Raw genomic sequence first — 24,479 nt, 5'->3', positions numbered from 1 at the left:
TGGTTTTGGTTGGTTTGGCGATTGATCAGATCGCACAATCCGGGCTGAGTTCCCTTTCAGTGATCTACTATTCCGCGCATCTATTTAGGCCGCGATGAAAGTCGGTATGCTCCAGCCGGTAGGCAGAGCGAATCATGTTGTCATCAAGCAGCAATCTGATTGCGCGAAAGAGATTGGTTTTGCCAGATCCATTTTCGCCGATGACAGTGTTGATACCCTTCTGGAACAGCAGCTTCGTGTTGGGAAAGTTCCGGTAGTTGACCAGGCTGAGCTTGGATATATGCATTTGATTCAATCTTGTTGTTGAAATCCACATGCCGATCGGCCGATGGATTGGTTGAACACTGCAGCCATTGATCCCAACTACGGAATGGCCAACTGTCAGTTGGTTTTAGAACGGCACCGTGTCTAAGGTAGGAATCGGTTGGAGCGCATTTTTAATCTCGGTTAGCCTTGCAAGTAGTTCATCGAAAGTCACGATCACGATCTCTGCGAACGCATTTCGAACGAGCTCGAATGACTTTCTTTGCTGATGCTCTTGTGGCGTCATGCCAGCGACAACTATGCAGCGAACCGCATAGCTGTGGAGGTCGTATCGGTTCATGTTATTTTTTATGACGGGTAGTTCACTCTGCAATTTGAAACGCTGATCTAGAATTTGAGCAATCGCTCCACCCAATTCTGTCGATGGGCCAAAAACATCATCTCCACGATAGGGAGATTTTCCTAGCAGTTCGGTTTGCGGCTTTTTTATCTCAATGAGGCCAAGATTGCCCGTGGAAGCGGATGCGTATAGAAAATCTGAAAATTTTCCGCCGGACCCGTTAAGTCGCTTGCCACCTGCATAAGCTTGCCCCTGAACCAGCATGGCTGGAACGGCAAATGCAAGACTAAGTATGAAAGGATTTTCCAGAAAGAAGCTTTGCCACTTGCTTTCCGTCAGTCCTTTTCCAAGCATTTCCTGGTATCGCTCAATCAGTTGATTCAGTGTGATGAGCTCAATATCATTCTTTAATGCCAGCAGCGAGCGCGGCTCAGATTCCGCCAGTGCTTCTATATTGTCTTGAACCATGCGAACAGCGGCGCGCCGATCACGCTTGGAAAGCGTCACATGCTGCCGCCCACCATCGGTCATTTCCGTTAGTGCATCAGGTCTTACGCTCTTCTTTAGAGCGGGAAATTGTGCTGAATCGGCAGCATGTAATAAGGTCTGGTAGACATGAAATTGCTTGTCCTTGCGCGCGTCTCTCTGGTGGCGAGAGGCTATGCGATTTAATTCTTTTCTTAATTCATGAAATCTTCTTATTCCGAGAATAAAGAATGGCGAATCAATTTTCGCGTCATTTCCTTTGTGGACAATGAGTATGCTTACGTTTTCTAAGCTGGCGGCTGTTTCGCAAATTTGCCGATATTCCCACAGAAGCCCCAAACCGAATCGAAAATCTTTGGCAAACCCATCCGGCAACTGCTCAAGAAGCCCAACGACATCGTCAGTAGTCTCTGGCAGTATGTAGGGCTCGATAACAGGCCGAGCGACGACGATGCGTTCAAGGGTGCCGTATTTAGGTTGCAGGTAATCGTCGCGATCTTCTCGAATATTAAGAGGCCAAATGGTCAATCTGTCTGGACACACATTGAGCAGTCTCGCTATTGGCGAATCCGGCTTGCGCTCCGCTGCGGGAATATCAGTGAAGAAAACGTTAATGCCTTCCTCTTCCGGTTCGGCTGCTTCAATGACAAGGAAGGGGCCGCCGTCCAAACGCTCACGTTGATTGAATGCTGAAGGTCTGATAGATGCCATGAACTATTCTTGATCCCTACTGTTCAGAGAAACGATTTGCGGGCCTTGCCTCAGCGCAACCTTATGGTGCCTTCCGATCAGAATCGGACGACACACGATTGATGTCAAAGGGGAGTGCCTTATCTGCCGCGATTCGGGTCAGCAGCATCCGAATCGCATCCGAAATTGATAACCCCATTTCAGCCAGAACAACAGTTGCGGCTTCTTTAATCTGCCCGTCAATCCGGGCACGAACGACGTCGTTACTTGCCATTGTTGCGCTCACAATAGATGTAGCTACATTGTGGCTCATAAGTACTATTGCGTCACTTACATTTTGTTGTGAACAGTAGAGCATCCCGGCGTGCCGCCGTCGGGCTCGCGGGCGTTGCCCCGCGCCTCGTGCCGAGTCGCGGCCATGCGGCTTTGATCCCTGATGCCTCCGGCCGTCTCTTCGCTCCTGGCCTGCGCGCGGCGCTTGCCCTCCAGGGGATCGGCTGGACAGCCCATCCCCGCCGCGCCTTGCTTGGCGCCCCTCGCATGCACCGAACAGGTTGCACCTGATCGACCAACAGCCATCCAGCTAGGCGTGCCGCTGGCACGCAGGGGCGCTCGCCGCGCGGCGTTGGTTTCAGCGCACCCCCTGGCCCATTGGCCGCTGTTCGTCTTTCCCCAAGTTCATCGCTTTTTCCCGCGACCGTAGCCCGCGGTGCCTGGCCGTCAAGGCGCGCAGGGCCGAGTCCTCGCTGCGCTGCGGGCCGCACCAACCCTGCGCTTCTCCCTTGACGGCCAGTCCCTCGCTGGCCCGGTTTTTCGCGGGCGATGAACTCAGGAAAGACGGCGGCAAACAGGACCGGCCCAGGTCTCTGCGCCGAACCAACCGAAGCCACAACGGGCTCCGAATCTTGGAATCCGGTCAGCTTTGAAACCACAGCAACTCATTGGAGAAAACCATGCAACTCGCATCTCGATTCGCTTCCCATTCCCCGACGCTGCGCAGTGACTACCCGCTGTCCGACGACCAAATCCGCCGCGTAGCCCCGTCCATCTTCGCGGAGGCCCCGCACGATAGCCGCTCCGAACGGTACGCCTACATTCCCACCGCCGCCGTGCTGGCGGAACTGCGCAAGGAAGGGTTTGAACCCTTCATGGCAGCGCAAACCCGCGTGCGGCACGACGACCGCCGCGACTACACCAAACACATGATTCGCCTGCGCCATGCCAGTCAGATCAACGGCGCGGAAGCCAATGAAATCGTGCTGCTGAACTCGCACGACGGCACCAGCAGCTATCAGATGCTGGCCGGAATGTTCCGGTTCGTTTGCAGCAATGGCCTTGTGTGCGGCGATACCGTGGCCGATGTGCGCGTGCCGCACAAGGGCGACGTGGCCGGTTCTGTCATCGAAGGCGCTTTCGAGGTGTTGAGCGGCTTCGAACGCGTGAAGGAATCCCGCGACCTGATGCGCGCTATCACGCTGGACGAAGGCGAAGCCGAAGTGTTCGCCCGTTCCGCGCTGGCCCTCAAGTACGACCCCACCGATAACAAGCCCGCGCCCATCACGGAAAGCCAAATCCTGATGCCGCGCCGGTTCGACGACCGCCGCCCGGACTTGTGGAGCGTGTTCAACCGCACCCAAGAAAACCTGACCAAAGGCGGATTGCATGGCCGCAGCGCCAACGGACGCCGCCAGCAGACCCGCCCCGTGCAGGGCATTGATTCCGATGTGCGCCTCAATCGCGCCCTCTGGATGTTGGCCGATGGCCTGCGCCAGTTGAAGGCCTGATTCCCCACGCGGCAGGGGCAGGCAGCAGCCCTTGCCGCTTTCTTCGCTGCTGCATCCCTGAACCGATAGGAGTTATCACCATGAACGCCATTACCCAAACCGAAGCCCGCGCCCTCAACACCGCCGCCGCTATCCCGCTGGAAGCCGCCGACCCGACCAAGAACCTGATTTTGGTTCCGCTGTCGCGGCTGGTGTCGCGTCCTGCTGGCCGCAACGTGCGCAAGACCCCGCGCATGTCCATTCCCGAACTCGCCGCGAGCATTCAGCGTGTCGGCCTGCTGCAAAACCTCATCGTCATTGCCGCCGCCGATGGCGAGCATTACGAAGTCGTGGCCGGTGGCCGCAGGCTGGCCGCGTTGAAGCTGCTGGCGAAGAAGCGCCGCATCAGCAAGGAATGGGAAGTGCCTTGCCTGTTGGTGGCCGATGGCACCGCCCGCACGGCCAGCCTCACCGAGAACGTGCAGCGCGAAGCCATGCACCCCGCCGACCAGTTCGAGGCATTCGCCGCGCTGGTGGCCGAAGGCCGACCCATCGAGGACATAGCCGCCGATTTCAGCGTCACGCCGCTGGTGGTGCAGCGCCGCTTGAAGCTGGCGAACGTCTCGCCCCGGCTGCTGGCCGACTACCGCGCCGAAGCCGTGACGCTCGATCAGTTGATGGCCCTTGCCATCACCGACGACCACGCCGCGCAGGAAACCGCGTTCTACGACGCGCCGACGTGGCAGCGCAACCCTTCCCAATTGCGCGACCGCCTCACCGAGCGCGAGATTGACGCATACCGGCATCCGCTGGTGCGTTTCGTGGGGCTGGATACCTACGGAGCCGCAGGCGGTGGTGTGCGCCGTGACCTGTTCGCGGAAGGTGACGCGGGCGTGTATCTGACCGATGCCGCGCTGCTGGAACGGCTGGCGCAAGACAAGCTGGCAGGTATCGCCGCCGAGGTGAAGGACGAAGGCTGGGCGTGGGTGGATGCCACCCCCGCCGTGACCCATGCCGACCTGCACGCCTTCCAGCGTGCGCCGAGGGAGCGCCGCGAACCGAACAAGCGCGAAGCGCAGCGCATCGAGAAGCTGCAAACCAAGATGCACGAACTGGCCGCCGCCGTGGATGACGCGCTTGATACCGAAGACGAGGAAAAGGCCGATGCCTTGCAGGAAGAAGGCGAAGCCGTGGGCGAGCAGTTGCAGGCGCTGGAAGATGGCTTGCAGGACTACGGCACGACCGTGAAGGCCGCAGCCGGTGCCATCGTCACCATCGACCGCAACGGGCAGGCAGTGATTCATCGCGGGTTGATGCGCGAGGCCGAGGCCAAGGCGCTGCGCACACTGGAACGCCTGCGCCAAGGTTTCGGCAGCGAAAGCGAAGCCGGGAACGACGACGAAGGCGAGGACGACGAGCAGCCCAAGACCGCCGCCATGTCCGACAAGCTGGCGCAGCGGTTGAGCGCCCACCGCACCGCCGCGCTGCAAATCGAAGTCGCCCGGCATCCGCAAGTGGCGCTGGCCGCGCTGGTGCATGGCATGGTGCAGACCGTCTTGCAGGGCAGCCACTACGGCCACGACTTGCCGCTGGGCGTGAGCCTGAAAGCGCAAGACCGGCTGGAAGGCATCGCCCCGGATATACCGGATTCGCCCGCCGCCGTGGCGCTGCGCGAGTTGCAGCAGGTAGCAGGCGAAGGCTTGCCGGAGGACAGCGCCGAACTGTTCGCCGTGCTGCTAGCGAAGTCGCAAGATGAACTGGTGCGGCTGCTGGCGATATCCGTGGCCGTCACGGTGGACGTGGTGACACCCCGCGCCACGCCGCAGCAACCGGGCGCGGAACTGGCGCAGGCTGTCGGCTTGGACATGGCCGCATGGTGGAAGCCCACCAATGAGGGTTATTTCCGGCATGTGCCGAAGGCCGCGATTCTGGAAGCCGTGGAGCAGTACGCCCCGGCGCACGTCACCCGGCTGGCGAAGTTGAAGAAGGCCGACATTGCCAGCGAAGCCGAGCGGCTGGCCGATGGCACCGGCTGGATGCCTGCCATCTTCAAGGCCGAAGGCACCGACGACACCACGGCGCAGGATGCGCCGCAGGCGGTGACGAACGACGAGCCGGAAGCCATCGACAACGACGACGAGCAGCAGGCCCACGCACTCGCCGCCTGACCTTCACCACCACCGAGCGCCCCGGTTTCGGCCGGGGCGCTTCGCTGTTCCATCAGCATCGGCCCCAGGCCGTTCCGCCCTGGTGCCGATGGTCAAAAATCCGGGCGCGGCGGTGGCCGCGCCCGGTTTCCAAGCCCAAAGCCAGAACGCCCCTTCGCCGCCTTCGGGCGGACGGCGAAGGGGCGGCGCACAAGTGACCTTGTGCGCGGGAAACCCTCGAAGCCCATAAGTGCGTCGGCGCACAGCGCCGACGACATTCCGAACGCGCCCCACCGCAATGGACGGGCGTGTGGGGCTACGCCCCGGCTTGCTGCCGCAGGTTGCACGAAAGCGTGCCGTCCTCGACGCTGGCGGTTCGTCGCCTGTACGTCACGAAGGACGGTTCACCGACACGCCGCCCGGCCTTGCAATGGAGCTTCCACGCCACGCCTCACGCAAAGGGCCGCAAGCAGCAGTAGGGACGCTTTCACCTTGTCGCTGGGCATTGTCCTTGCCCGTGTCAGGGCGCAGGCCGGTGAAGCCGTCGCGCGGGGATGCCGAGTCGGCCATGCCTCCATTCGGGAGCGGGCGGCCAGTACGTCCTTGTGTTGTTGTGAATCCTGGCGGTGGCTGGGCTTCATGGCCGCAACCTTCCAGCGAAAACAATTCCCCCTGCGCTGCGCGCATTCCTCGCGGGACAAATTCTTTTCGCTTCCAGGTTCTCCACGGTGTTGCGACCGCTGCGCGGTGCGGCCAGCCCATCCCCCGCCGGACGGATCACAACAAGGACGCACTGGCGCGACCTTGTTCAACCCGAAAGGAGAAATCATCATGGCTAACATCGGCACCTTCACCGCAGAGAAAGACGGCTTCACCGGCCAGCTCCGCACCCTGACCCTCAACTTCAAGGTCAAGCTGGTTCCCAACGACAAGGGCGAGAACGAAAGCGCCCCGGACTTCCGCCTGCAAGCGGCCGGCCACGACTTCGGCGCGGCGTGGAAGAAAACCAGCGAGGCCGGGCGGGATTACCTGTCGGTGGCCATCGACGATCCTTCATTCCCGGCGACGGTCTATGCCCGCCTGATCGAAGGCGAGAATGACACGCACGACCTCATCTGGTCGCGCAGCAAGCCCAAGGCGGCCTGACGGCCGCCCACCGCGCCCCGCCCATTGCGGCGGGGCGCGGTGCTGCTGATCGCAGCATCGCACGCACAGGGTTTCGGCAGTTGCCCCATGTCCCGCATGTCCAAGGCCAGCATTGCATTGGTGATGGTCGAATGGCTCGAAGCCCGTGGCAGTAGGAACAGCATGGCGTGTCGGCGCATTGCGCCGCCGGGCTTTCGGGCTGCGCCCCATGCCGCCAATGGCGTCATGTCCATTCGGCTTCAATCCCTCACGCCTTCGCGCCTGGCGGCGCTGCGCGCTCCGCTTGCGGGCATTCAGACGCGCTAGGGCGCGTCGCGCTCTTTCAGCACGGCCTCGAACTCCTGGCGCACCCGCGCCAGCAGTTCGTCGGCCTTGTGCGTGTCGTCGCCGGCGTAGGCCAGCGTCAACAGCGTCAGCGGATGCACTTCCATGACCTCGCACAGCTCGGTCAGCTTGTGCAGGGTCGGACTTTTCAAGTCGCGCTCCAGCGTACTCATATAGGTGCGGCTGGACACGTCGGAGAACGCTTCCTGGCTCAAGCCTCGCGCCTTCCTGACTGTCCGTATTGCCGTTGCCAATGAGTGTTTCGCTGTCACTAACTTGGTTTCCCCATAAAAACCAAGATGACAGCCCATTGCGCCCTATAGGGCTACAATCTATAGTGTTCATTCATGGCTGAAAGGCCCGCTTTCGTGCTTTTACGGAAATCCGCAGATGCGGATTCCGACAGAACCGGGGAATCGCATCCGTGTCTTTCCGGCTTCCGACAATTCCGCTTCGGCGCTTCTGTTCTTCTACGGATGCGATGGCTTGCACATCGGTGCTTCCACACGAATGCACGGATGCGTTTCGGCAGTTCTGCGCTTCGGCACCAAAGCGCATTCGCGCATCGTCGGTTTCGTGGAGAAGCTGCCCATGACCCTGCCGCTTGTCACCGCTGATGAACGCGCCCGGCTGCTGGCCCACGGCGCGGCGCTCGCCGCTGGTCAGCGGCTCGACCCGCTGCCCGTGGTGCGCTTGTTCACCCCGGACGCGCATGTGACCTGGCTGCTGGTGTCGCTCGACCCGGCGGATGGCGACACGGCCTACGGCCTGATCGACCTCGGTATCGGTATGCCTGAGCTCGGGATGGTCAAGCTGTCCGACCTGGCGGGCATCGTCGGGCCGCGCAAGCTGCCGGTGCGGCGGGATCGGTATTTCCAGGCGGTGCGCCCGTTATCGGAGTACGTCCGGCTGGCGCAGGAGAACGGCGCGATCACGGACTGATGAAAACCAGCGCGGCCTAGCCAGCCGGGGCGCATCGTGACTATTTCAATCTTGATCAAGACCGTGCAGGTCTGAATCCGCATTCTTGCACCGAAGTGGTGCGATCCTGTTGAAAACAGTCCTGATCTTGGGCGCGGGCTGCGGCACGGTGTTCGGTGCTGCGCGTCATTTTCCTGAAGGCGTAGCCGTCGCATTCAGACGATTTCCGCAACACGCAGAGCCAAATGGTCTTGACACCGACAGTTACAGCCTAACCAATTTTGATGACGACCTGATGGCATTTCGATAGTTCCCGCATCGCGGAAATCGTGGCGACGCATCCCAAACAGAGGGAGGTTTCGCCATGACTGATCGCAGCGCCGAACACTGGTATCCGACAGCGGCCTATCTCTACGTTCTGCACCTTGACGGCCCTGCGCTGGCGTGGGAATACCTGCGCCGAAATCCCGACTACCGCCGCGACTGGCTGCGCCGCCGCCGCCGGCCGGACACGGCGCAGGCGTGGGGCCTGCGCCTGCTGGAAGACCCAGCCCTGGATGCGCGCGACGCGCATCCGGCCTGGTTTCCCGATCACGATGCCGTCGTGCAGGTTTACCCGGACGATGACCCGCCACCCGAAGCCCATGCCTTCGAGTTCTGGCGCGTCCCTGGCCGCAAGCAACTGATCCACGACGGCAAGCGCCTGGTGCTGGTGTCGCATTGGCCCGGCTGCTGCCTGCGGCTCGCGCTCGCGCCGGGCCTGGAAGACGGCATGGCCTACCTCTACGCCACCCGCGCCTGCGCCACGCCCTGCGCGCGCTATCGCACGCTCGCGTCCGAGCTGGACGCATTGGCCGTGGCCACGGTTGCCACGCCTGCGGCGGCGGCCCGTTCCAGGCCCACGACGGCCGCGGTGCTGGAACTGCACACCTTGCAGACGCTCGACGCGACCCTGGCGGGCGCGTCATTGCGCGAAGTGGCCGAAGGGCTGTTCGGCGCCGATGCCGTCGCCGCCGACTGGCACAAGGACAGCGCCTTACGTGCCCGCGTGCGGCGGCTGGTACGTCGTGGCGATGCGCTGATGCGTGGCGGCTATCGCCGCCTGGCACAGCTTCCGCCGCCGTTGCAGTAGGGGGGGACGTTTCGCGTCCCCCGTAGATCGTCCCTTAGCAAGCAGCCTCGCTTTCTTGAAAGTGCCTCTAACCGGCCGCGTGGTGTGGCCGGGCTTGATGGAGGTACATCCCATGCGACCCGCTCCCTTGCGGCCTGCCGCCGCTGCTGTCGCTGCGCCTGCGCAGCCCCAACGCTACCTGACCAACGACGAAGCCGCCGAGTACCTGCGCCTGTCGCCACGCACGCTGGAGAAACAGCGCGTGATCGGCGGCGGCCCGAAGTTCCGCAAGTTCGGCCGCCGCGTCATGTACGCGGTGTCCGACCTCGATGCCTGGGCCGACCAGCGCAGCTACGAGGCGACTTCCGACCCGGAATATGCCGAACGCCACGCGGGCGATTACCGTGATGGCCGCTGATCGCTGGCGCGTGGGTGGCCGTCGCCATGTCCAGCCCGCCAGGGCAAGCCTTGCAGCGCGAACAGCTCGACCTGTTCCGCGCGCTGCCGGGCGACATGGCACCCCGCGACAGCCAGGACTTGATGGCCTTTCCGTTCTTCTCGCTGGCGAAGTCGCGGCGTACCGCGCCGATCGACTTCCGCGCCGGCGGCATCACCATCCGCGTGGAGGGTACGCAGGAGCACGGCATCGCAACGATATGGGATGCCGACCTGCTGATTTGGGCCGCCTCGCAGATCGTGGAGGCGCGCGACGCGGGCTTGCGCCCGTCGCGCTGGATACGCGCCACTCCCTACGAGATCCTGCGCTTCATCGGGCGCGGCACGTCTCTCAACGACTACCTGCGCCTGAAAGCCGCGCTCGACCGGCTGCAATCGACCACGGTGGCCACGTCCATCCGCGAAACCACGGGAAGGCGATTGCATCGCTTCTCGTGGATCAACGAGTGGAAGGAACTGGCCGATGCCAGCGGCGTGCCGCTGGGCATCGAACTGATCCTGCCGGACTGGTTCTATGCGGGCGTGCTCGATGCCGCCTTGGTGCTGACCATCGACCCAGCCTATTTCCGCTTGAAGGGCGGGATCGAGCGCTGGCTGTACCGCCTGGTGCGCAAGCACGGCGGCAAGCAGCCGGGCGGCTGGCAATTCGACTTCCGGCACCTGCACCGCAAGTCGGGCAGCGCTGCGCGCTTCTCCGACTTCGCTTACGACCTGCGCGTCCTGGTGGCGCGGCAGTCGCTGCCCGGCTACGTCCTGGGCATCGAGCGAATGCCGGACGACGGACAAGAACTGCTGACCTTCCGGCCCGTGCTGCACACGGCACGGGGATAACTCGTGGAAAAGGTGTGGACGGCCTCGTGCTATCAGGAGTACCGGGTATCGTGCTATCGGGAGTACGCCTATCGTGCTATCAGGAGTACGAAAACGCCGGAAAGCCAATAACGGCGCGGGTTTGCGGCCCCTCTAACTTCCCTAACAAGAAATACATAACTTTTAGTAGAAGCGCGCCGTTTCGGTGGACAACCGAGAAACGGCACGGCGAACAGCGTTTTGCACGGCAGGTAAAGCCCGGCTTTCCAGCAGGGAGGGCCGCGCCATGATCCTCGCTCTGCTCAACCAGAAAGGCGGTGTCGGCAAGACCACGCTCGCCACGCACATCGCGGGCGAACTGGCGATGCGCGGCCAGCATGTCGTCCTGCTCGATGCCGACCCGCAGGGTTCATCCCTGGACTGGACGCAGCGCAGAAGCCAGCAAGGCTTGCCACGGCTGTTCAGCGCCGTGGGCCTCGCACGCGAAACGCTGCATCAGGAAGCGCCAGAACTCGCCAGGCGGGCCGATCACGTCATCATCGACGGGCCGCCGCGCATCGCCGCCTTGGCGCGCTCCGCGCTGCTGGCGGCCGAGCGCGTGCTGATCCCGGTGCAGCCCAGCCCCTACGACCTCTGGGCCAGCTCGGAAATGGTTTCGCTGATCCGCGAGGCGCAGGTGTTCCGGCCGCTGCTCCGCGCGGCCTTCGTCATCAACCGGCGCGTCAGCACCACCATCATCGGGCGCGAGGCGCGGCAATCGCTCGCCGAACAGCCGCTGCCCGCGCTGCGCTCGGAGGTGCATCAGCGCATCGTCTTCGCCGACAGCGTGGCCGCTGGCCGGCTCGCACGCGAGACAGCGCCCGACAGTGCCGCCGCCCGCGAAATCACCGCCCTGGTGGACGAACTGCTGCGGTGGCCGACATGACAGCGCAGCAGCCACCCAACAGCAAACGCACGGGCAAGCGCGTCGGCATCGGCGCACGTCCGCCCGCGAATCCGCACGCCGAGGCGTGGATTCGTCAGGGCGATGCCGACGCGCTGGGCAAAGGCGACCTCTACACGGCCCGCCTCACGCTCGACATCACGCCCGCCATGCGGGCGCGCATCAAGGTGTCGGCCTTCACGCAAGGCGTGACCGTGGCCGACCTGCTGCGCGGCCTGCTGGAGCGGGAGTTTCCGCCGGAGAACACACCATGAACGCATTCGCTTGGCCTGCCGCGAACGCGGCACCGGCTGCGCCGCTGCCTGCGCTTTCGGCACTCGCCGGACAGGCCGGCAATGTGCCGCTGACGCGCGTTTCGCTGGCCTACCTCGAACATCGCTTCAAGCTCTACCTGCGCTTCGGCGAACCGGCGCGCACGCTTCAGCTCGACCGCTGGCGGCGCTGCGCGGTGTTCCTGCCGGGCGCGATGCTCTGCCGCATCCGCTGGCAGGCCAACGACTACGGCACGATCCGCTGGCAACTCATGGTGATGCAGGCTTGCACACCGCTGGACGCGGCGCAGCGCATCCCCGGTGTTCAGCCGGGCGCGCGCTTGCTCCTACACACCGAAGGCGATGCCAACGTGCGCGCCGTGCTGGAGCGCATCGACGGCATCGAGGCGCTGGGCATCGCTGCCATCGACGTGTCGCCGGCGTACTGGCGCACGCTGGGCAACCGTCTTGCGGCTCGCCTTGCGCTGCCCGAATACACCACCGAGCGGCATACCGCCTGGCTGGCCGGGAAGGTGCTGCCATGACCGCCCCGACCACCACACCCAACGCGCCCGACGTGGCGCCGCGTCCTCGCTCACGCCTGCGCGCTCGCATCGTGCTGGCGACACTGGCCGCCATCGGCTTCGCTGCGCTGGCCTGGGCGGCTTTCGTGTCGCCGCTGCCGCGTCTGACCTACAACCCGTCCGACAGCGTGGCGGTCGGCTGGTATCGCATTGACCCGTTCGACCCGCGCACCGCCTCGCTGCCACGTCCGTTGTCCGTGGACAGCATCGTGCTGGTGCCGCTTCCGGCCACGGCTGCCGCGCTCGCTGCGCAGCGCGGCTACCTGCCGACGCGCGTTCCGCTGCTCAAACGTGTGGGCGCGGTCGCGCCGCAACACGTCTGCATCGTCGCCGGTCAGGTACGCATCGACGGCGTGCCTTCGGCCGCCGTACTGCCCGCCGACCGGCTGGGCCGGGCGCTGCCGTCCTTGCAGCTTTGCCGCCGCCTTGAACCGGGCGAACTGCTCCTGTTGAGCGTGACGAATCCAGCATCGTTCGACAGCCGCTATTTCGGCCCGGTCAGCGCATCCGCCGTGATCGGCGTTGCGCATCCGGTGTGGCCGGAGATACGCCCATGATGGCCGCCGATTCGCTGCGCTCTGACGTGCCATCGGGCATGTCGTTCTGCTGGCTGCTTCAGTGTCGCTGCGCCTGTCGTGCCGGTGCATTCGCACCGCACGTCGCGCAGCATCCGGCGCAGCCGTCCAACGTTCAGGCGTCTTGCCTCGAACGCGCCCGGCCTGCGGCCATTGGCGCTTTCGCCGGCGCGCTGTCTGTTCACGCAGCAGCGCCGCCGGGCCGCCGTTGCCTGGAGCGACAGCGAAGGGCAAAGGCGGAAGGCAAGACAAAAGGACGCGGCACCTGGCCGCGTCGAAAGCCAGTCAGCACATGGGGGGAACGCGGCACGGAGCGGCTTCGCCACCGTGCCGCGTTTGGCGCGAGGGTCGCGCCAATGCTGGCATGTCCGCGTGCTTCGCACGACAGGACACGCCCAAGCTTGCGGGGAGCGCAGCCATGACCGACAGCCGCGACGACGACTTTCGCGTGCGCCCCAGCGCCCCGAAGAACCGGGGCAAGGGCCAGGGGCAGAGCTTCGTTTCCAAGGTGCTCAAGCAGGCCGGCAAAGCCAGCAGCGGCAAGTCGGCAGTACGCCGTCCTGGCGCGGCTGGCACCGGCCAGCGGCCCGGCTCTCGGCTCGGACGTGGCCACACGGCGGCGCGCTTCGCCGGGGCGAAGCTAATGCCCATGTCGCGGCGCGTGACCATCAAGACCTTGCTGGTCAATCACCAGCGGGCCAGCCCGCAATCGCTCGCCAAGCACCTGCGCTACATCGAGCGCGACGGCGCGGGTCGCGATGGCGAACCGGGCCGGGGCTACGGGCCACAGGCCGACGAAGCCGATCTGGACGCCTTCAAGGAACGCTGCGCCGACGACCGGCACCATTTCCGCTTCATCGTCTCGCCCGAGGACGGGGCCGAGCTGGACGACCTGCGCACCTACACCCGGCATCTGGTGAGCCGCATGGAAGCCGACCTGGGCACGCGGCTGGATTGGGTGGCGGTGGATCACTGGAACACCGACAACCCGCACACCCACCTGATCGTGCGCGGGCGCGACGACACCGGCAAAGACCTCATCATCGCGGGTGACTACATCGCCCACGGCTTCCGCCATCGCGCCGCCGAGCTGGCGACCGAGTGGCTGGGGCCGCGCACCGAACTGGAGATTCAGCAGACCTTGAGGCGCGAGGTGGAACAGGAGCGGTGGACGAGCCTGGATCGCACCTTGCAGCGCGAGACCGGCGAGGATGGCCGGGTGCATGTCGAACGGCTCAACGAGCCGAGGTTGCAACGCCAGCGCCTGCTGCTGATCGGCCGCCTGCAACGCTTGCAGCGCCTGGGCCTAGCCGACGAGGTGCAGCCCGGCACCTGGGCCATTCATGCCGATGCCGAGAAGACCTTGCGTGCCCTGGGTGAGCGTGGCGACATCATCCGAACGATGCAGCGGGCCATGAGCGGCCAGCCGCGTGAGCTGGCGGTGTTCGAGCCGGGCGACGATGGTCGCAGCCTCATCGGCCGCGTGGCCGCGAAGGGGCTTGCCGATGAGTTGCACGACCGAGGCTATCTGATCATCGACGGCACGGACGGTAAGGCCCACTACGTTGCACTGAACGCCCGCGACGAACTGGCGAACTATCCCACGGGCGCTGTGGTAGAGGTGAAGGGTTCGACTGAGGTGCGCACGGCCGACAAGAACATCGCCTCGCTGGCGAGCGATGGCCTGTACCGCACCGATCATCACCTGGTAATCGAGCAGGGCCGGGCTACGCCCGGACGCGACCCGCAGGAAGTCGTCGCCGCTCATGTCCGGCGGCTGGAAGCCCTGCGCCGGGCTTGCATCGTGGAGCGCGTGGCCGAAGGGCTATGGAAGGTACCGGACGACCTGGCCGAGCGTGGCCGCCAATACGACGCGCAACGGCTGGGCGATGTAGCCGTAGAGCTGAAATCACACCTTCCTATTGAACGGCAGGCCCGCGTCATCGGCGCGACTTGGCTTGACCAGCAACTGATCGGCGGTGGCCGTGGGCTGGGCAACTTGGGCTTTGGCGGTGATACCAAGCAGGCCATACAGCAGCGAGCCGATTTCCTCGAAGAACAGGGGCTGGCACAGCGCCGCGGGCAGCGCGTCATCCTCGCGCGCAACCTGCTGGGCACGCTACGCAATCGGGAACTAGTGCAGGCCGCGAAAGACATTGCGGCGGAAACCGGCCTAGAGCATCGCCCGGTGGCCGACGGGCAGCGCGTAGCCGGTATCTACCGGCGTTCCATTATGCTCGCCAGCGGGCGCTACGCGATGCTCGATGACGGCATGGGGTTCAGCCTTGTGCCGTGGCGGCCGGTAATTGAGCCGCGACTGGGACAACAGCTTGCCGCAAAGGTTATCGGCGGAAGTGCCTCTTGGGAACTTGGACGAAAGCCCAGTATCGGTATCAGTTAGATATCAAGGGAAGCTGAGTACCAGGCGCAGTCTGCTTGGCTGCTGTGATTCTTCTTAGAGATTCAATCAATGCCATAAACTCCTTGGATTGCCTCAGTGCTTCGCCTCCCGCAGTTTGCAGGTCCAAGACATCCGTAGCCTCGATCGTGAAGGCTGTGGGCACGCGCAGCAGCGAATGCCGGATCTTGTCGTCCGGCACGTCGTTCAGACTTACGCTTACTACGTAGATTTCTGCGTCGGCCGCAAAGGGGCTGTCCGCTTGGCCACGGGTGCGGACAATCTCGGAACGCCAGTGTTGCAGGTCGTCGTTAAGCATGGCCAGCGTCACCTGGGTCTCGCGAGCGCCGGCACCGAAGATCAGCGACTCAAGTACTTGCGTCGTGCTGGGAACTCGGTCGCTACTGTCCACTCTCTCGCTCAGTCCTCGTTCGGAGTTCACCGTCACCAACACGAGTCGGCGCAAGCTTCCGGGCTTGACCTCCGAGAAATTGGCGCTCATTGAGCCCGAAGCTACTAGCCGGTCTAGCATCAGACGTACGCCGAGGTTGTCGGAGACACCACCGTCCACGAGGTGGATATAGGGCCGATCGTGCGCATTGAGGTAGCTGTCTATGCCGCTTTGCAGGATGCGTGATCTGTAATTTTGCCCTCTGACAGGCAAAGATCGGAGAGGCGGCGGACAGGTATTGGCGTTGTTTCGCACCGTTACGGGCGACAGCACCAGCGGTACTGCCGACGAGGCCGCCACCGCGAAAGACAGCGGCGTTGCATCGAGGTCGGAACAGATTAGCCGGAATTGCTCGGTGGTGAAATCGAAAGGGGCACCGGTCGTGAGGTCGGTTGCCGTGATCATCAGTTCGGGCGCGCCCGGTCGTCGGCGCACGTCACCAAAGGTGCGGCCTTCAAAAAGTTCGTCCAAGCGTTGAGCCAGGATCTGGCTGCGCCCAAACCAAGGTGAAGTTAGTCTATAAAGACGCTCAGGCCACAGAGCTTCACGTATGAGTCGCCCCTCAAAAGGCACAAGCAGAAAATCCGGCTCGAAACGAGTCAGCGTGGCATCGCCGAAGGCCGCGAAGTGCGCGGCAAGGATGCTGCCCCCCGACACTCCGCTGACCAGGAACACCTGATCCAACAGAGTGGTCTCCTGGCCCTCTAGCGCGAAGCGTGTGGCCTTGAGTTCGCGCAGCACGCCCAGGCCGAAGGCCGCCGCCCGAGCGCCCCCGCCTGACAGTGTCACCGCTACAACCACCGGTTGGTTGACCTCCGACGGCCTGATGCGTTGGTCGTTCTCGGCGAGAGACATTAAGGCGGCGTCGGAAAGTGTCGGGTTGATCCAAGGACGGTAAGTGGAACACCCTGTCAGAACTACCGTTGCCAGCACACCGGCCAAACTCCATCGTGTGAATTTACACACCTCCAGGCGCTTTACCTCTGCAAGCAGCACCACGCAGCGTTTCGAATAGACAAGAACGAGAAACGCCGGCAATTTTGCGACGAAGCAGAGCCACTCCAGAATGCTGCAGACGTTACAAGAACGGCACCCTACGAATCCCCTTGATGAGGCTCCTCGCGATCCGCGCGAAGTTATGGAATAGCAGCTATTCACGAGCCAGCACTTCTCCAAGCGCTATTGATCCGTTCAAGGCAGGTGGTGATTGCAGACTTTGCATGCCCGAGCAGTGTGTAGGAGCCTTTGAAATCCGCGAGAGCGTTGCCGTGCTCGAAGCAGCTAGCAGCAGCCACCCGACGATCTGTTTGTTCATCTACTGCCTCAAACTCCAAACTAGCTCCCCCAGTTGTCACTGGTCCAACAAGCAACGTCGTTAGGGTGTTGACTGCTCTATTGGGCGTCTCAATGGTCGTAATTGCCACACGCACACGTATGCGGCCTGACGATGCGGGAGCTTCGGACTTAGTTTGGAGATGTCGCAGTTCACTGTTGACGTGATCGAGAAGCTCTCGCACTTGCTCAGCTTCAAGCCCACCTATGCGTCCAGTTGCCGTCACTACCTGAGCATCCTCGACTAATATTTCCCGGTAACGACTGGGTTCAAAGCCTGGCGCCTTGAAGAGCAGAACATTTTCGTACTTCGTTTTTCCCAATACATCGTAATCACCAAGAAACCCTGATCGAGTCATTCCGTTTGAAGCACAGCCAGATAAGGTTGCCGTGAGGCCTGCCAGCAGCACAAAATGGATTAATGAAATAGGGCGTTTCATATATATTTTCATTTATCCCATTTTCAGACAGACGATGCCAGCAACAACCAGCGCAATTCCAACCCAACGTATCAAGGAGGCGGTATCGCCGAACACATACACGCCCACGAAAAACGCGCCCAGCGAACCGATGCCGGTCCAGACCGCATAAGCTGTTCCTATGGGGATCTGTTTAAGAGATAACCATAGGAAAAAGCCGCTGGCTGCCATACAGGCAACTGCAATCGCCGGCCCCACGTAGCGCATCGCTGCATTGGCCGCACCCATCTTGAGGCCTAGTGGCCAACCGATTTCGAACAGGCCGGCAATCAGTAGAACCAACCATGGATTCCATGACAACGGGTTCATATATTTCTCCAAATCTATTCAGTGAAAATTGATTATCAAAGCATCAAAGCATCAAAGAATAGGCAGTAGGCGGTCAATTCGCTCTGCTTCTGATTTCTTCTTAAACTCTCTGATGGCGAGAATCTGTCTCCCCGATCTCTCCGGCCACGAGAGAGATCGGGGGAAGCGTGTGGACAGTTACGCTGAGGGATCAGACCGGTTGCACTGGTTGTTGTACCGCCTCGTGACTCCGTTTGCTGCCCGGCCACTTCATTCCGAACAGCACCTCGTAGAGCAACGGAATCAGGCCAAGCGTCACGAGCGTGCCAAGTGCGAGACCACCGATCATGCCGATGGCCATGCCCTTCCACAGCGGCCCCGCAAACAACATCAGGGGCACGAGACCCGCGATACAGGTCACCTTGGTCATCACGATTGGACGCAGCCGCTGCATCGCAGCTCCCACCAGGGCTTCATGTCGGGCGAGACCTTCCGAGAGGCCGTGTTCAATTTGTTCGAGCAGAAGAACGGCGTTGTTGACGATGATTCCGAACAGCGCAAGCACCCCGAATGTCGCCATGAAGCTGAAAGGAGTGCCTGTTGCCTTCAGTGCAATCACGACCCCAATCAACGTGAAGGGAATCGTTGCGAGAATCACGATCAGCTTGCGGAAGGAGTTGAACTGCCAGATGAATAGCAGCAACATCGCCAGAAGAGCGAACGGCATGTAGTGCGTGAGCGATGCATTCGATTCAGCCGATTCCTCAATTTCTCCACCAAGCTCTATGGCATAGCCTGCAGGTAGTTCAATTGCGGCGATCCGAGGTGCGAGGTGATCCACGATCTCTTGCGCGGTGTATGCGGTGTTCTGCCCCTGAACTGTGACTGTACGAATGAGATTGCGGCGCTGGATCACAGACGGCTCGCTAGCGAGCGTGACATCGGCCACTTGCGCCAGGGAAACCGGCTGGCCACCCGACGCTGGATAGATGGTCGTCGAACCAACGTCCGCAGTGCTGCGCCGATCATTGGACGTCCCGCGCATCACGATTGGCACGCTGGTATCGCCATCTCGGATCACAGAGATCGACTGGCCGATGTAGCGGGTGCCAAGCCAGGCAGCTATGTCGTCGGTGGTGACGCCAGCACGTCGCGCACGATCTTGATCGACCCGAACATCGAGACGGCCGACACGGGTATCCCAGTTGTTCTTGATGTTGGCCGTACCTGGCAGCTCCCGTAGCGCGGACTCAATTTTCGCCGCCGCATTCATCAGCACCTCATGATCCGGCCCACTGACCCGGTAGACGGCTGTGCCGGCTTCGGTAGTGCCTAGCGAGAACCGCTGAGGCTCTGCGCGTACATCTCCATGATGCTGCGCGAAGTAAGCCCGAGTTCGGGCAATCACGACGTCAATGTTGGTGCCTGCCTTGACCGTCACGACAAAGTACGCGATGTTCGATGCTGGCAATGGGGGATTGAGCCCAAGGATGAAGCGCGGCCCACCGTCAGCGACGTAGCCAATGTGATCCGTGATTTCGGGGTTGATTTCTTGATCACCGAGCCAGCCGCTCACTTCCTTCACTTTGGCAAGAGTGAGCCGTGAATCCGTTCCAGGGGCGAGCTGCACCGGTATTTGGAATTGAACTCGGTCGGACTTCGGCAAGAAGTCGTATGGCAGTGTCGTGAATCCGTACAGAGCTACGGCCAATGCACCCGTCATCACACCAACGTAGATCGCCTTGTGGTCAAGCACCCACTCAAGCAACTTGCGATAGCCGCGATAGAAGCGTGTGTTGTAGGTTTGCGCGTCATTCGCCGGTTGATGATGCACTTTGGTGAAGTGGTAGCACAGCAGTGGAGTGACGGTCAGACACAACAGCCAAGATCCGAGTAACGTGAGCGCGAGGACAATGACGAGAGAGCGCAGATACTCACTCGTCGCACTCTGGCCGAAGAAGAACGGGGAGAAGGCGATGACGATAACCAATGAGGACGTCAGCAGCGGCAGTGCGAGGGTACGACCCGCTTCGAGACAAGCCTGTTTGCGGTCTTCACCGGCTGCCAAGCGCCGTTCAATGTCTTCGGCAATCACGATGCCGTTGTCTACCAAGAGCCCCAAAGCGATGATGATGGCTGCCATCGAAACACTTTGCAGCTCGATGTTCAGCGCGCGCATCACGATCAGTGCCCCCAGAATGGTAAGCGGCACGATCATCCCGACGATGAATCCTGTGCGCCATCCCAGGAAAAGGACGACGACGCCGAGCACGATGACAATCGTTTCGATCATCACCTGGTTCATCTTGCCCATTTCACGTTTGACGACGTCTGCCTGGAATGTCACATAGGAGAGCTCGAAACCTGCGGGCAGAAGTTTCTCAAGCTCGGCCACACGGGATTTGAGGGCTACGCCGAATTGCTCCACGTTCTGGCCCGAGGTCATGGACACTGCCATCACTACGGCAGGCTGGCCCTTATAGACTGCAGCAGACTCGGGAGGATCTGCAGGTTGTACCTGCACGCGCGCAAGCTCTCCCAGTGAGATTGAAGGAGCAGGCGAAGCACCGCGCGCACCCTGAGCTTGCGCCATCATGATCGGCAACGCGCGCAGCGAAGCGGCGTCGCGAACCTCTCCACTAACAGCCAGCGAAGCGTTGATGCCACCGATGGCGATTTGCCCGCCTGAAAGCACGACGTTTTGTTTAACGAGTTGATCGATCACCCCTTGTGGGGTCAATCCAAGCTGGGCTAGTTTTGGTCGATCAAATTCGAGATAGACGCGCTCTTCCTGCAAGCCGTAGAAGCTGATGCGATCAACGCCGGGAAGCGCGTATAGGCGATCGCGCATCTCTTTCAACGACACACGCATTTCGCCCATGGAGTAGCCCGGCGCGGTCACCGCAATGGAGGCCACGGCAACACGGCCGAAGTCGTCGTTGACAAATGGCCCCAACGTACCCTGTGGAAGCAGAGGCTGAGCATCGGCAACCTTCGCGCGAACGCGCTGCCATATGGGGGCTAGGTCGGTGTACCGCTCCCAGATCGTGACCTGTATGACGGCCCCGCCCGCGCGAACGGTTGTGGTTACACGCTTGACCTCGGCCAGCTCCCGCAAACGCTCCTCGATCGGACGCGCGATCAACTGCTCAACACGTTCGGCTGGCATGCCAGGGTTCAGAACGGCAACAACCGCATCTCGAATCGTGACCGATGGCTCTTCCTGCGAAGGGAAATTGAGAAACGTGGCAATGCCGGCAACAAGAATGATGACCGCGGCAAGGTAGGTGAGTCTGCTGGCGCGCAGCGCCATTTCTGTGATCTTCATAGCGAAGTCTTCCTGTAGCGGGTCAGCGTCCGGCCAATTGGGTCGTGGCCTTGAGTGGGGTGACTTGTTGCTCGTTCGTCAGCCAACTCGCGCCAGCCGCGACTACCATCTCGCCGCGCTTCAGGCCGCCCACAACGCGAACGTTGTCGCCGCCTGGCTCGCTCTGGAATTGCACTTCCCGGCGGTGCACCTTCTTTCCGGTCACGTCATATACAAACACTGCGGCTTGTCCTGCTTTCTCACTGAGCACCAGTGCCGAATAGGGAAGCATCAGACGATCTGGTGAGGCATCCTTCGCTTCCGGTGCCTTCAGCAATACTTGAACGGCAGACCCGGGTCGAAGACTGCGCGCAAGAGTAGCATCTTGAGGAACGAGCACGACAGGTAAAAGTGAGCCATTTTCAGCACGCAAGCCGATGCGTTGTACCGAAGCACGAACGGGACTTGCTGACTCGCTCAGGCGCAGTTCGGCGACCTGCCCAATTTTGATATTTGCCGCCTGGGTCGTCGATGCAGTCGCAAGGACTTCTACGCCGCTGCGTAGTCCATCCACTTGAAGCACCGGCGCTCCGGCTGCAATATCTGTGAACGGCAGAGCGAGTTTCTCCGCGACGACGCCGTCGAATGGCGCATGAATGGCGGCCCCCCTTCGCGCACGCTCGGCAAGGCCGAATGCGGCCTTTGCATTGCGCACCTGGCCTTCAGCTGCAACCAACTGTGCTTTCACACTCTCGAATGCAGCCGGGGAGATTACGTTGCCCTCAAGCAGCCCCCTTTGCTGCGTTGTCTGCACGATTCTGTCTGCCAATGCGGCTTCCGCAGCAGCGAGTGTCGCCCGAGCCTGTTCTAGGCGGAGTTGCTCGGGCTGAACATCCAACTCAGCCAGAAGCTGTCCGCGAGAGAAGCGATCTCCCACGTCCACATGAAGCTTGCTGATACGCCCGCCAGTCTCGAACCCCAAGGTACTCCGCTCACTGGAGCGAGCTAGACCACTCAATTCAATGCGATTGGCCACAGAACCTACATCCCCCACCGTGAGCAGCTTGACCGCTCGCGGTGGATCGGAAGCAGGCTCCTTCTGACTATCACAGCCGGCAAGCGATGCGAGCAGAACAAACGCGAGGCCGACTTTCTGCATTTGCCAGGACTGGGATTTAAAGGGAGTGCAAGACACGGGAAGGCCTTTCATCAGCGTTTATCAATAGGGGTGAGTTCCAGTTCGCCGCGGGCGAGCGCCTGGAGGGTGTGCATGAGTCGAGAAAGGTCTTCGGCAGCAAACGTCGGAAAACCCATCATTTCGGCGAGGAAGACTCCGTCCAAGGCAAATAGAACGATTCCGGCGATATCGGTGCCGCGTGGAGATTTGCTCGCGTTCTCGTACTGCCTGCGGTACCAGCCGCGCACAGGCTCAAGCAGCGTGGGGTCTTCAGCCACGGCCGCCAGCAATGCAGCGCTCATCTTTTGCATCCCGCCGTCAGGCATAGCCGAGACCTGGCTGGATAGCCAAGGGTCTGGATCGCCGACGAATGGCAGCTCTCGCTCTTCCTGCCCGCCATCAAACGCCGAGACCTGGTCATCAATCATCGTGAGGAGCAGATCGCGCTTGGTCTTGAAGTGGTACAGGAACGCACCTTTGCTCATTCCTGCCCGTGCAACGACCGCGTCAAGCGTTAGGTGCCCGGCACCTCCCTCCATGACTACGTCACGCGCAGCTTGAAGGATGCGCTCCCGTGTTTGTTGCGCTTTCTTAGAGATGGAGGGGGCTTCAGCGCCGTTGTCCGCCGAATGCGACTCCTCTGGGCTTGATTTCATACGAGTTGCCATGGTGAAACTCCAAAGATGCTTGATTTTTGAATCGTCTGGACGGTATAGTACACGCCATGAACTATGCCCGTCAAGACGGCCTCCTCAATTCACAACCTAGTGGCTCAACATGTCCGATCCCTACGCCCGCCGCGGCCTTACTGCTGTTGCATTCCTATCGATCACGCTTCTCGCCGCGTGCAGCCACTCGCCTCACAGGGTGGAGACATCACGCGTTGAGGTTCCGGCCAAATTCATGAACGAAGCGGGTCTGGCTGTGCAGCAGGTGCCAGCACAAGCACTCCCGGCCGAGTGGTGGACGGCGTACGGTGATCCGCTGATTGACGCGCTGGTGCGCAACGCGCTGGAGCACAACACCGATCTCGCTATTGCAAGAGCGCGGATTGATGAAGCTGTGGCGATCACCCGACGTACACGCGCTTCAATGTTCCCTAGCTTGGCGCTCACGCCCCAAGCAACGCGCGCGCGACTTTTCTTTGGCACCGACCATCAGCAGCGATGCCAGGCTTCCGCTGTCGGCTTCATGGGAAGTTGATCTAGCGGGCCGCCTCTCGCATGCCGCTGATGGCGCACGGATGGACGCAGTTGCTGTCGAACAGAACTGGTTCGCGACACGTTGGCAGATCGCCTTTGAGACAGTGTCCGCTGCACTGCAGCAGCGGCAGGCGGCAGAGCTGGAAGATCTGGCAAAAGAGCGACTTCAAGTCGCCGAGCGCCTTGAGCGTCTGACAGAGCAGAAGTTCAAGGCAGGTCAAGCTACGGGCTTTGACATTGAACGCACGCGTTCCGAGGTCATCGCCCTCCGGGTGGAGCAAGAGCAGTTGCGACGCGTACGCGGCGAAGCAACGCATGCCTTGGATGTGCTCGTTGGCCGGATTCCGGGGGCGCTTGGCAGCGGTCCTGCGCTTGCCTCTCTCACCATGCCCGATTGGACTCCCAGAAGCGTGCCAGGCGAATTGCTGCAGCAGCGCCCCGACGTCAGAGCCGCGCAGGCGCGTCTTGCAGCGGCGACGGCGCGATGGAACGCAGCAGAAGGCGAGCGGCTCCCCAAACTTGTGCTCGATTTGAGTGGTGGGCGCCAACGCTTCGAGAACAACGGAACACGTGTGGCAGGGAACATTTTCTCTCTGGGCTTGGGTGTGACGCTTCCGATCTTTGACGGTGGAGCAATACAAGCGGGAATCGACGAGGGCTCAGCACGCAGTCGCGGCGCACAGGCTGACCTGGAACGCACGGTTTTGCTTGCGCTTCAGGATGTGGAGAACGCTTATCTGGGCTGGCAGACCCAGCGGACTTCTCTGCAGCATCAGGTCGATGGTCTTGTCGTCGCTGATCGACTCCTTGACCGCAGTCGACGCCTCTTTGAGGCGGGACAGGTGGATGCGACCGTTGTTGCAGAAGCGGAGCGTGGCACCTTGTCCCAGCGAGCGGCTCTGGTCCGTGCTCGCGCCGACGCAGCCGTGCAATGGGGTGTTCTCGCTAAAGCGCTTTCTGGTTCGCCAGAGCATGTGAATCTGCAATCTTCACCCTGAGTCCTTGAGTTGGAAGAACGCAGCATGGCAGCGAGT

Annotated in this window: 23 protein-coding genes and 1 pseudogene; 14 read left to right on the top strand and 10 right to left on the bottom strand. The window is 61.7% G+C overall.

Features of this window, described 5'->3' with window-relative positions; all coding sequences use genetic code 11:
• Positions 1 to 85 precede the first annotated feature (85 nt).
• The 3 genes and pseudogenes from C3F35_RS24910 to C3F35_RS24900 all read right to left on the bottom strand — a co-directional run.
• A pseudogene (locus tag C3F35_RS24910) lies at positions 86 to 286 on the bottom strand (AAA family ATPase); the annotation flags it as partial.
• Positions 287 to 391: 105 nt separating this feature from the next.
• Complete coding sequence (locus C3F35_RS24905) at positions 392 to 1,801, bottom strand: Shedu immune nuclease family protein (RefSeq protein WP_004883043.1); 1,410 nt, start codon at positions 1,799 to 1,801, stop codon at positions 392 to 394.
• A 61-nt stretch (positions 1,802 to 1,862) separates the two neighbouring features.
• Positions 1,863 to 2,054, bottom strand: coding sequence for a type II toxin-antitoxin system RelB/DinJ family antitoxin (locus C3F35_RS24900; protein WP_004883046.1), 192 nt, complete (start codon positions 2,052 to 2,054; stop codon positions 1,863 to 1,865).
• Between the two features lie 679 nt (positions 2,055 to 2,733).
• On the opposite strand from C3F35_RS24900, the gene C3F35_RS24890 reads away from it, so the two are divergent.
• From C3F35_RS24890 to C3F35_RS24870, 3 genes are all read left to right on the top strand, one after another.
• The gene (locus C3F35_RS24890; protein ID WP_004883049.1) at positions 2,734 to 3,564 is read left to right on the top strand and encodes a DUF932 domain-containing protein; all 831 of its coding nucleotides are present in this window, start codon (positions 2,734 to 2,736) and stop codon (positions 3,562 to 3,564) included.
• Between the two features lie 80 nt (positions 3,565 to 3,644).
• Positions 3,645 to 5,711 (top strand): ParB/RepB/Spo0J family partition protein, encoded by a 2,067-nt coding sequence (locus C3F35_RS24885; RefSeq protein WP_004883050.1) that lies wholly within the window; start codon positions 3,645 to 3,647, stop codon positions 5,709 to 5,711.
• An 810-nt stretch (positions 5,712 to 6,521) separates the two neighbouring features.
• On the top strand, positions 6,522 to 6,836 hold the full coding sequence (locus tag C3F35_RS24870; RefSeq protein WP_004883051.1) for a DUF736 domain-containing protein: 315 nt from the start codon (positions 6,522 to 6,524) through the stop codon (positions 6,834 to 6,836).
• A 302-nt stretch (positions 6,837 to 7,138) separates the two neighbouring features.
• Here C3F35_RS24870 and C3F35_RS24860 read toward each other — a convergent pair whose 3' ends face one another.
• Positions 7,139 to 7,432, bottom strand: a complete 294-nt coding sequence (locus C3F35_RS24860; RefSeq protein ID WP_064717570.1) for a helix-turn-helix domain-containing protein — start codon at positions 7,430 to 7,432, stop codon at positions 7,139 to 7,141.
• A 118-nt stretch (positions 7,433 to 7,550) separates the two neighbouring features.
• On the opposite strand from C3F35_RS24860, the gene C3F35_RS27195 reads away from it, so the two are divergent.
• The 9 genes from C3F35_RS27195 (at position 7,551) to C3F35_RS24805 (ending at position 15,212) form a co-directional block, all read left to right on the top strand.
• A complete protein-coding gene (locus C3F35_RS27195) occupies positions 7,551 to 8,102 on the top strand; it encodes a DUF2958 domain-containing protein (RefSeq protein ID WP_004883053.1) in 552 nt (183 codons plus the stop codon).
• A gap of 343 nt (positions 8,103 to 8,445) precedes the next feature.
• Positions 8,446 to 9,213, top strand: coding sequence for a DUF2285 domain-containing protein (locus tag C3F35_RS24850; protein ID WP_004883055.1), 768 nt, complete (start codon positions 8,446 to 8,448; stop codon positions 9,211 to 9,213).
• A gap of 112 nt (positions 9,214 to 9,325) precedes the next feature.
• The gene (locus C3F35_RS24845; protein ID WP_004883058.1) at positions 9,326 to 9,610 is read left to right on the top strand and encodes a helix-turn-helix transcriptional regulator; all 285 of its coding nucleotides are present in this window, start codon (positions 9,326 to 9,328) and stop codon (positions 9,608 to 9,610) included.
• A gap of 26 nt (positions 9,611 to 9,636) precedes the next feature.
• Positions 9,637 to 10,479, top strand: coding sequence for a replication initiator protein A (locus C3F35_RS24840; protein ID WP_004883059.1), 843 nt, complete (start codon positions 9,637 to 9,639; stop codon positions 10,477 to 10,479).
• Between the two features lie 265 nt (positions 10,480 to 10,744).
• A complete protein-coding gene (parA, locus tag C3F35_RS24830) occupies positions 10,745 to 11,383 on the top strand; it encodes a ParA family partition ATPase (protein WP_004883061.1) in 639 nt (212 codons plus the stop codon).
• Positions 11,380 to 11,655 carry a hypothetical protein gene (locus C3F35_RS24825; RefSeq protein ID WP_004883063.1) on the top strand — a complete coding sequence of 92 codons (276 nt, stop codon included), beginning with the start codon at positions 11,380 to 11,382 and terminating at the stop codon, positions 11,653 to 11,655. Before parA ends, C3F35_RS24825 begins: the two co-directional genes overlap by 4 nt.
• Positions 11,652 to 12,197 carry a DUF2840 domain-containing protein gene (locus C3F35_RS24820; RefSeq protein WP_004883064.1) on the top strand — a complete coding sequence of 182 codons (546 nt, stop codon included), beginning with the start codon at positions 11,652 to 11,654 and terminating at the stop codon, positions 12,195 to 12,197. The genes C3F35_RS24825 and C3F35_RS24820 overlap by 4 nt, the downstream gene beginning before the upstream one ends.
• Positions 12,194 to 12,793 (top strand): S26 family signal peptidase, encoded by a 600-nt coding sequence (locus C3F35_RS24815; RefSeq protein WP_004883067.1) that lies wholly within the window; start codon positions 12,194 to 12,196, stop codon positions 12,791 to 12,793. Before C3F35_RS24820 ends, C3F35_RS24815 begins: the two co-directional genes overlap by 4 nt.
• Before the next feature lie 436 nt (positions 12,794 to 13,229).
• A complete protein-coding gene (locus C3F35_RS24805; protein WP_004883068.1) occupies positions 13,230 to 15,212 on the top strand; it encodes a relaxase/mobilization nuclease domain-containing protein in 1,983 nt (660 codons plus the stop codon).
• On the opposite strand, the gene C3F35_RS24800 is transcribed toward C3F35_RS24805, so the two are convergent.
• From C3F35_RS24800 to C3F35_RS24775, 6 genes are all read right to left on the bottom strand, one after another.
• Positions 15,205 to 16,593 carry a patatin-like phospholipase family protein gene (locus C3F35_RS24800; RefSeq protein WP_004883070.1) on the bottom strand — a complete coding sequence of 463 codons (1,389 nt, stop codon included), beginning with the start codon at positions 16,591 to 16,593 and terminating at the stop codon, positions 15,205 to 15,207. The two genes, C3F35_RS24805 and C3F35_RS24800, sit on opposite strands and share 8 nt — an antisense overlap.
• 221 nt (positions 16,594 to 16,814) lie before the next feature.
• On the bottom strand, positions 16,815 to 17,432 hold the full coding sequence (locus C3F35_RS24795; protein WP_004883071.1) for a DUF3313 family protein: 618 nt from the start codon (positions 17,430 to 17,432) through the stop codon (positions 16,815 to 16,817).
• A gap of 12 nt (positions 17,433 to 17,444) precedes the next feature.
• Positions 17,445 to 17,780, bottom strand: coding sequence for a DMT family transporter (locus C3F35_RS24790; RefSeq protein ID WP_004883073.1), 336 nt, complete (start codon positions 17,778 to 17,780; stop codon positions 17,445 to 17,447).
• A 190-nt stretch (positions 17,781 to 17,970) separates the two neighbouring features.
• Complete coding sequence (locus tag C3F35_RS24785; RefSeq protein ID WP_004883075.1) at positions 17,971 to 21,087, bottom strand: efflux RND transporter permease subunit; 3,117 nt, start codon at positions 21,085 to 21,087, stop codon at positions 17,971 to 17,973.
• Between the two features lie 22 nt (positions 21,088 to 21,109).
• Positions 21,110 to 22,225 (bottom strand): efflux RND transporter periplasmic adaptor subunit, encoded by a 1,116-nt coding sequence (locus C3F35_RS24780; RefSeq protein ID WP_044256783.1) that lies wholly within the window; start codon positions 22,223 to 22,225, stop codon positions 21,110 to 21,112.
• Positions 22,226 to 22,275: 50 nt separating this feature from the next.
• On the bottom strand, positions 22,276 to 22,911 hold the full coding sequence (locus C3F35_RS24775) for a TetR/AcrR family transcriptional regulator (RefSeq protein WP_022652140.1): 636 nt from the start codon (positions 22,909 to 22,911) through the stop codon (positions 22,276 to 22,278).
• 109 nt (positions 22,912 to 23,020) lie between these two features.
• On the opposite strand from C3F35_RS24775, the gene C3F35_RS27190 reads away from it, so the two are divergent.
• Positions 23,021 to 23,446: a hypothetical protein gene (locus tag C3F35_RS27190; RefSeq protein WP_213191790.1), complete on the top strand. Its 426-nt coding sequence runs from the start codon at positions 23,021 to 23,023 to the stop codon at positions 23,444 to 23,446.
• The gene (locus C3F35_RS24770) at positions 23,388 to 24,443 is read left to right on the top strand and encodes a TolC family protein (protein ID WP_223852552.1); all 1,056 of its coding nucleotides are present in this window, start codon (positions 23,388 to 23,390) and stop codon (positions 24,441 to 24,443) included. The genes C3F35_RS27190 and C3F35_RS24770 overlap by 59 nt, the downstream gene beginning before the upstream one ends.
• Positions 24,444 to 24,479: the final 36 nt, after the last annotated feature.

This window comes from Leclercia sp. LSNIH3, from assembly GCF_002935105.1.
GTDB lineage: Bacteria > Pseudomonadota > Gammaproteobacteria > Enterobacterales > Enterobacteriaceae > Enterobacter > Enterobacter adecarboxylatus.
Note: the sequence above shows the minus strand (reverse complement) of the source record. Positions and strands in the feature narration are given on the sequence as shown.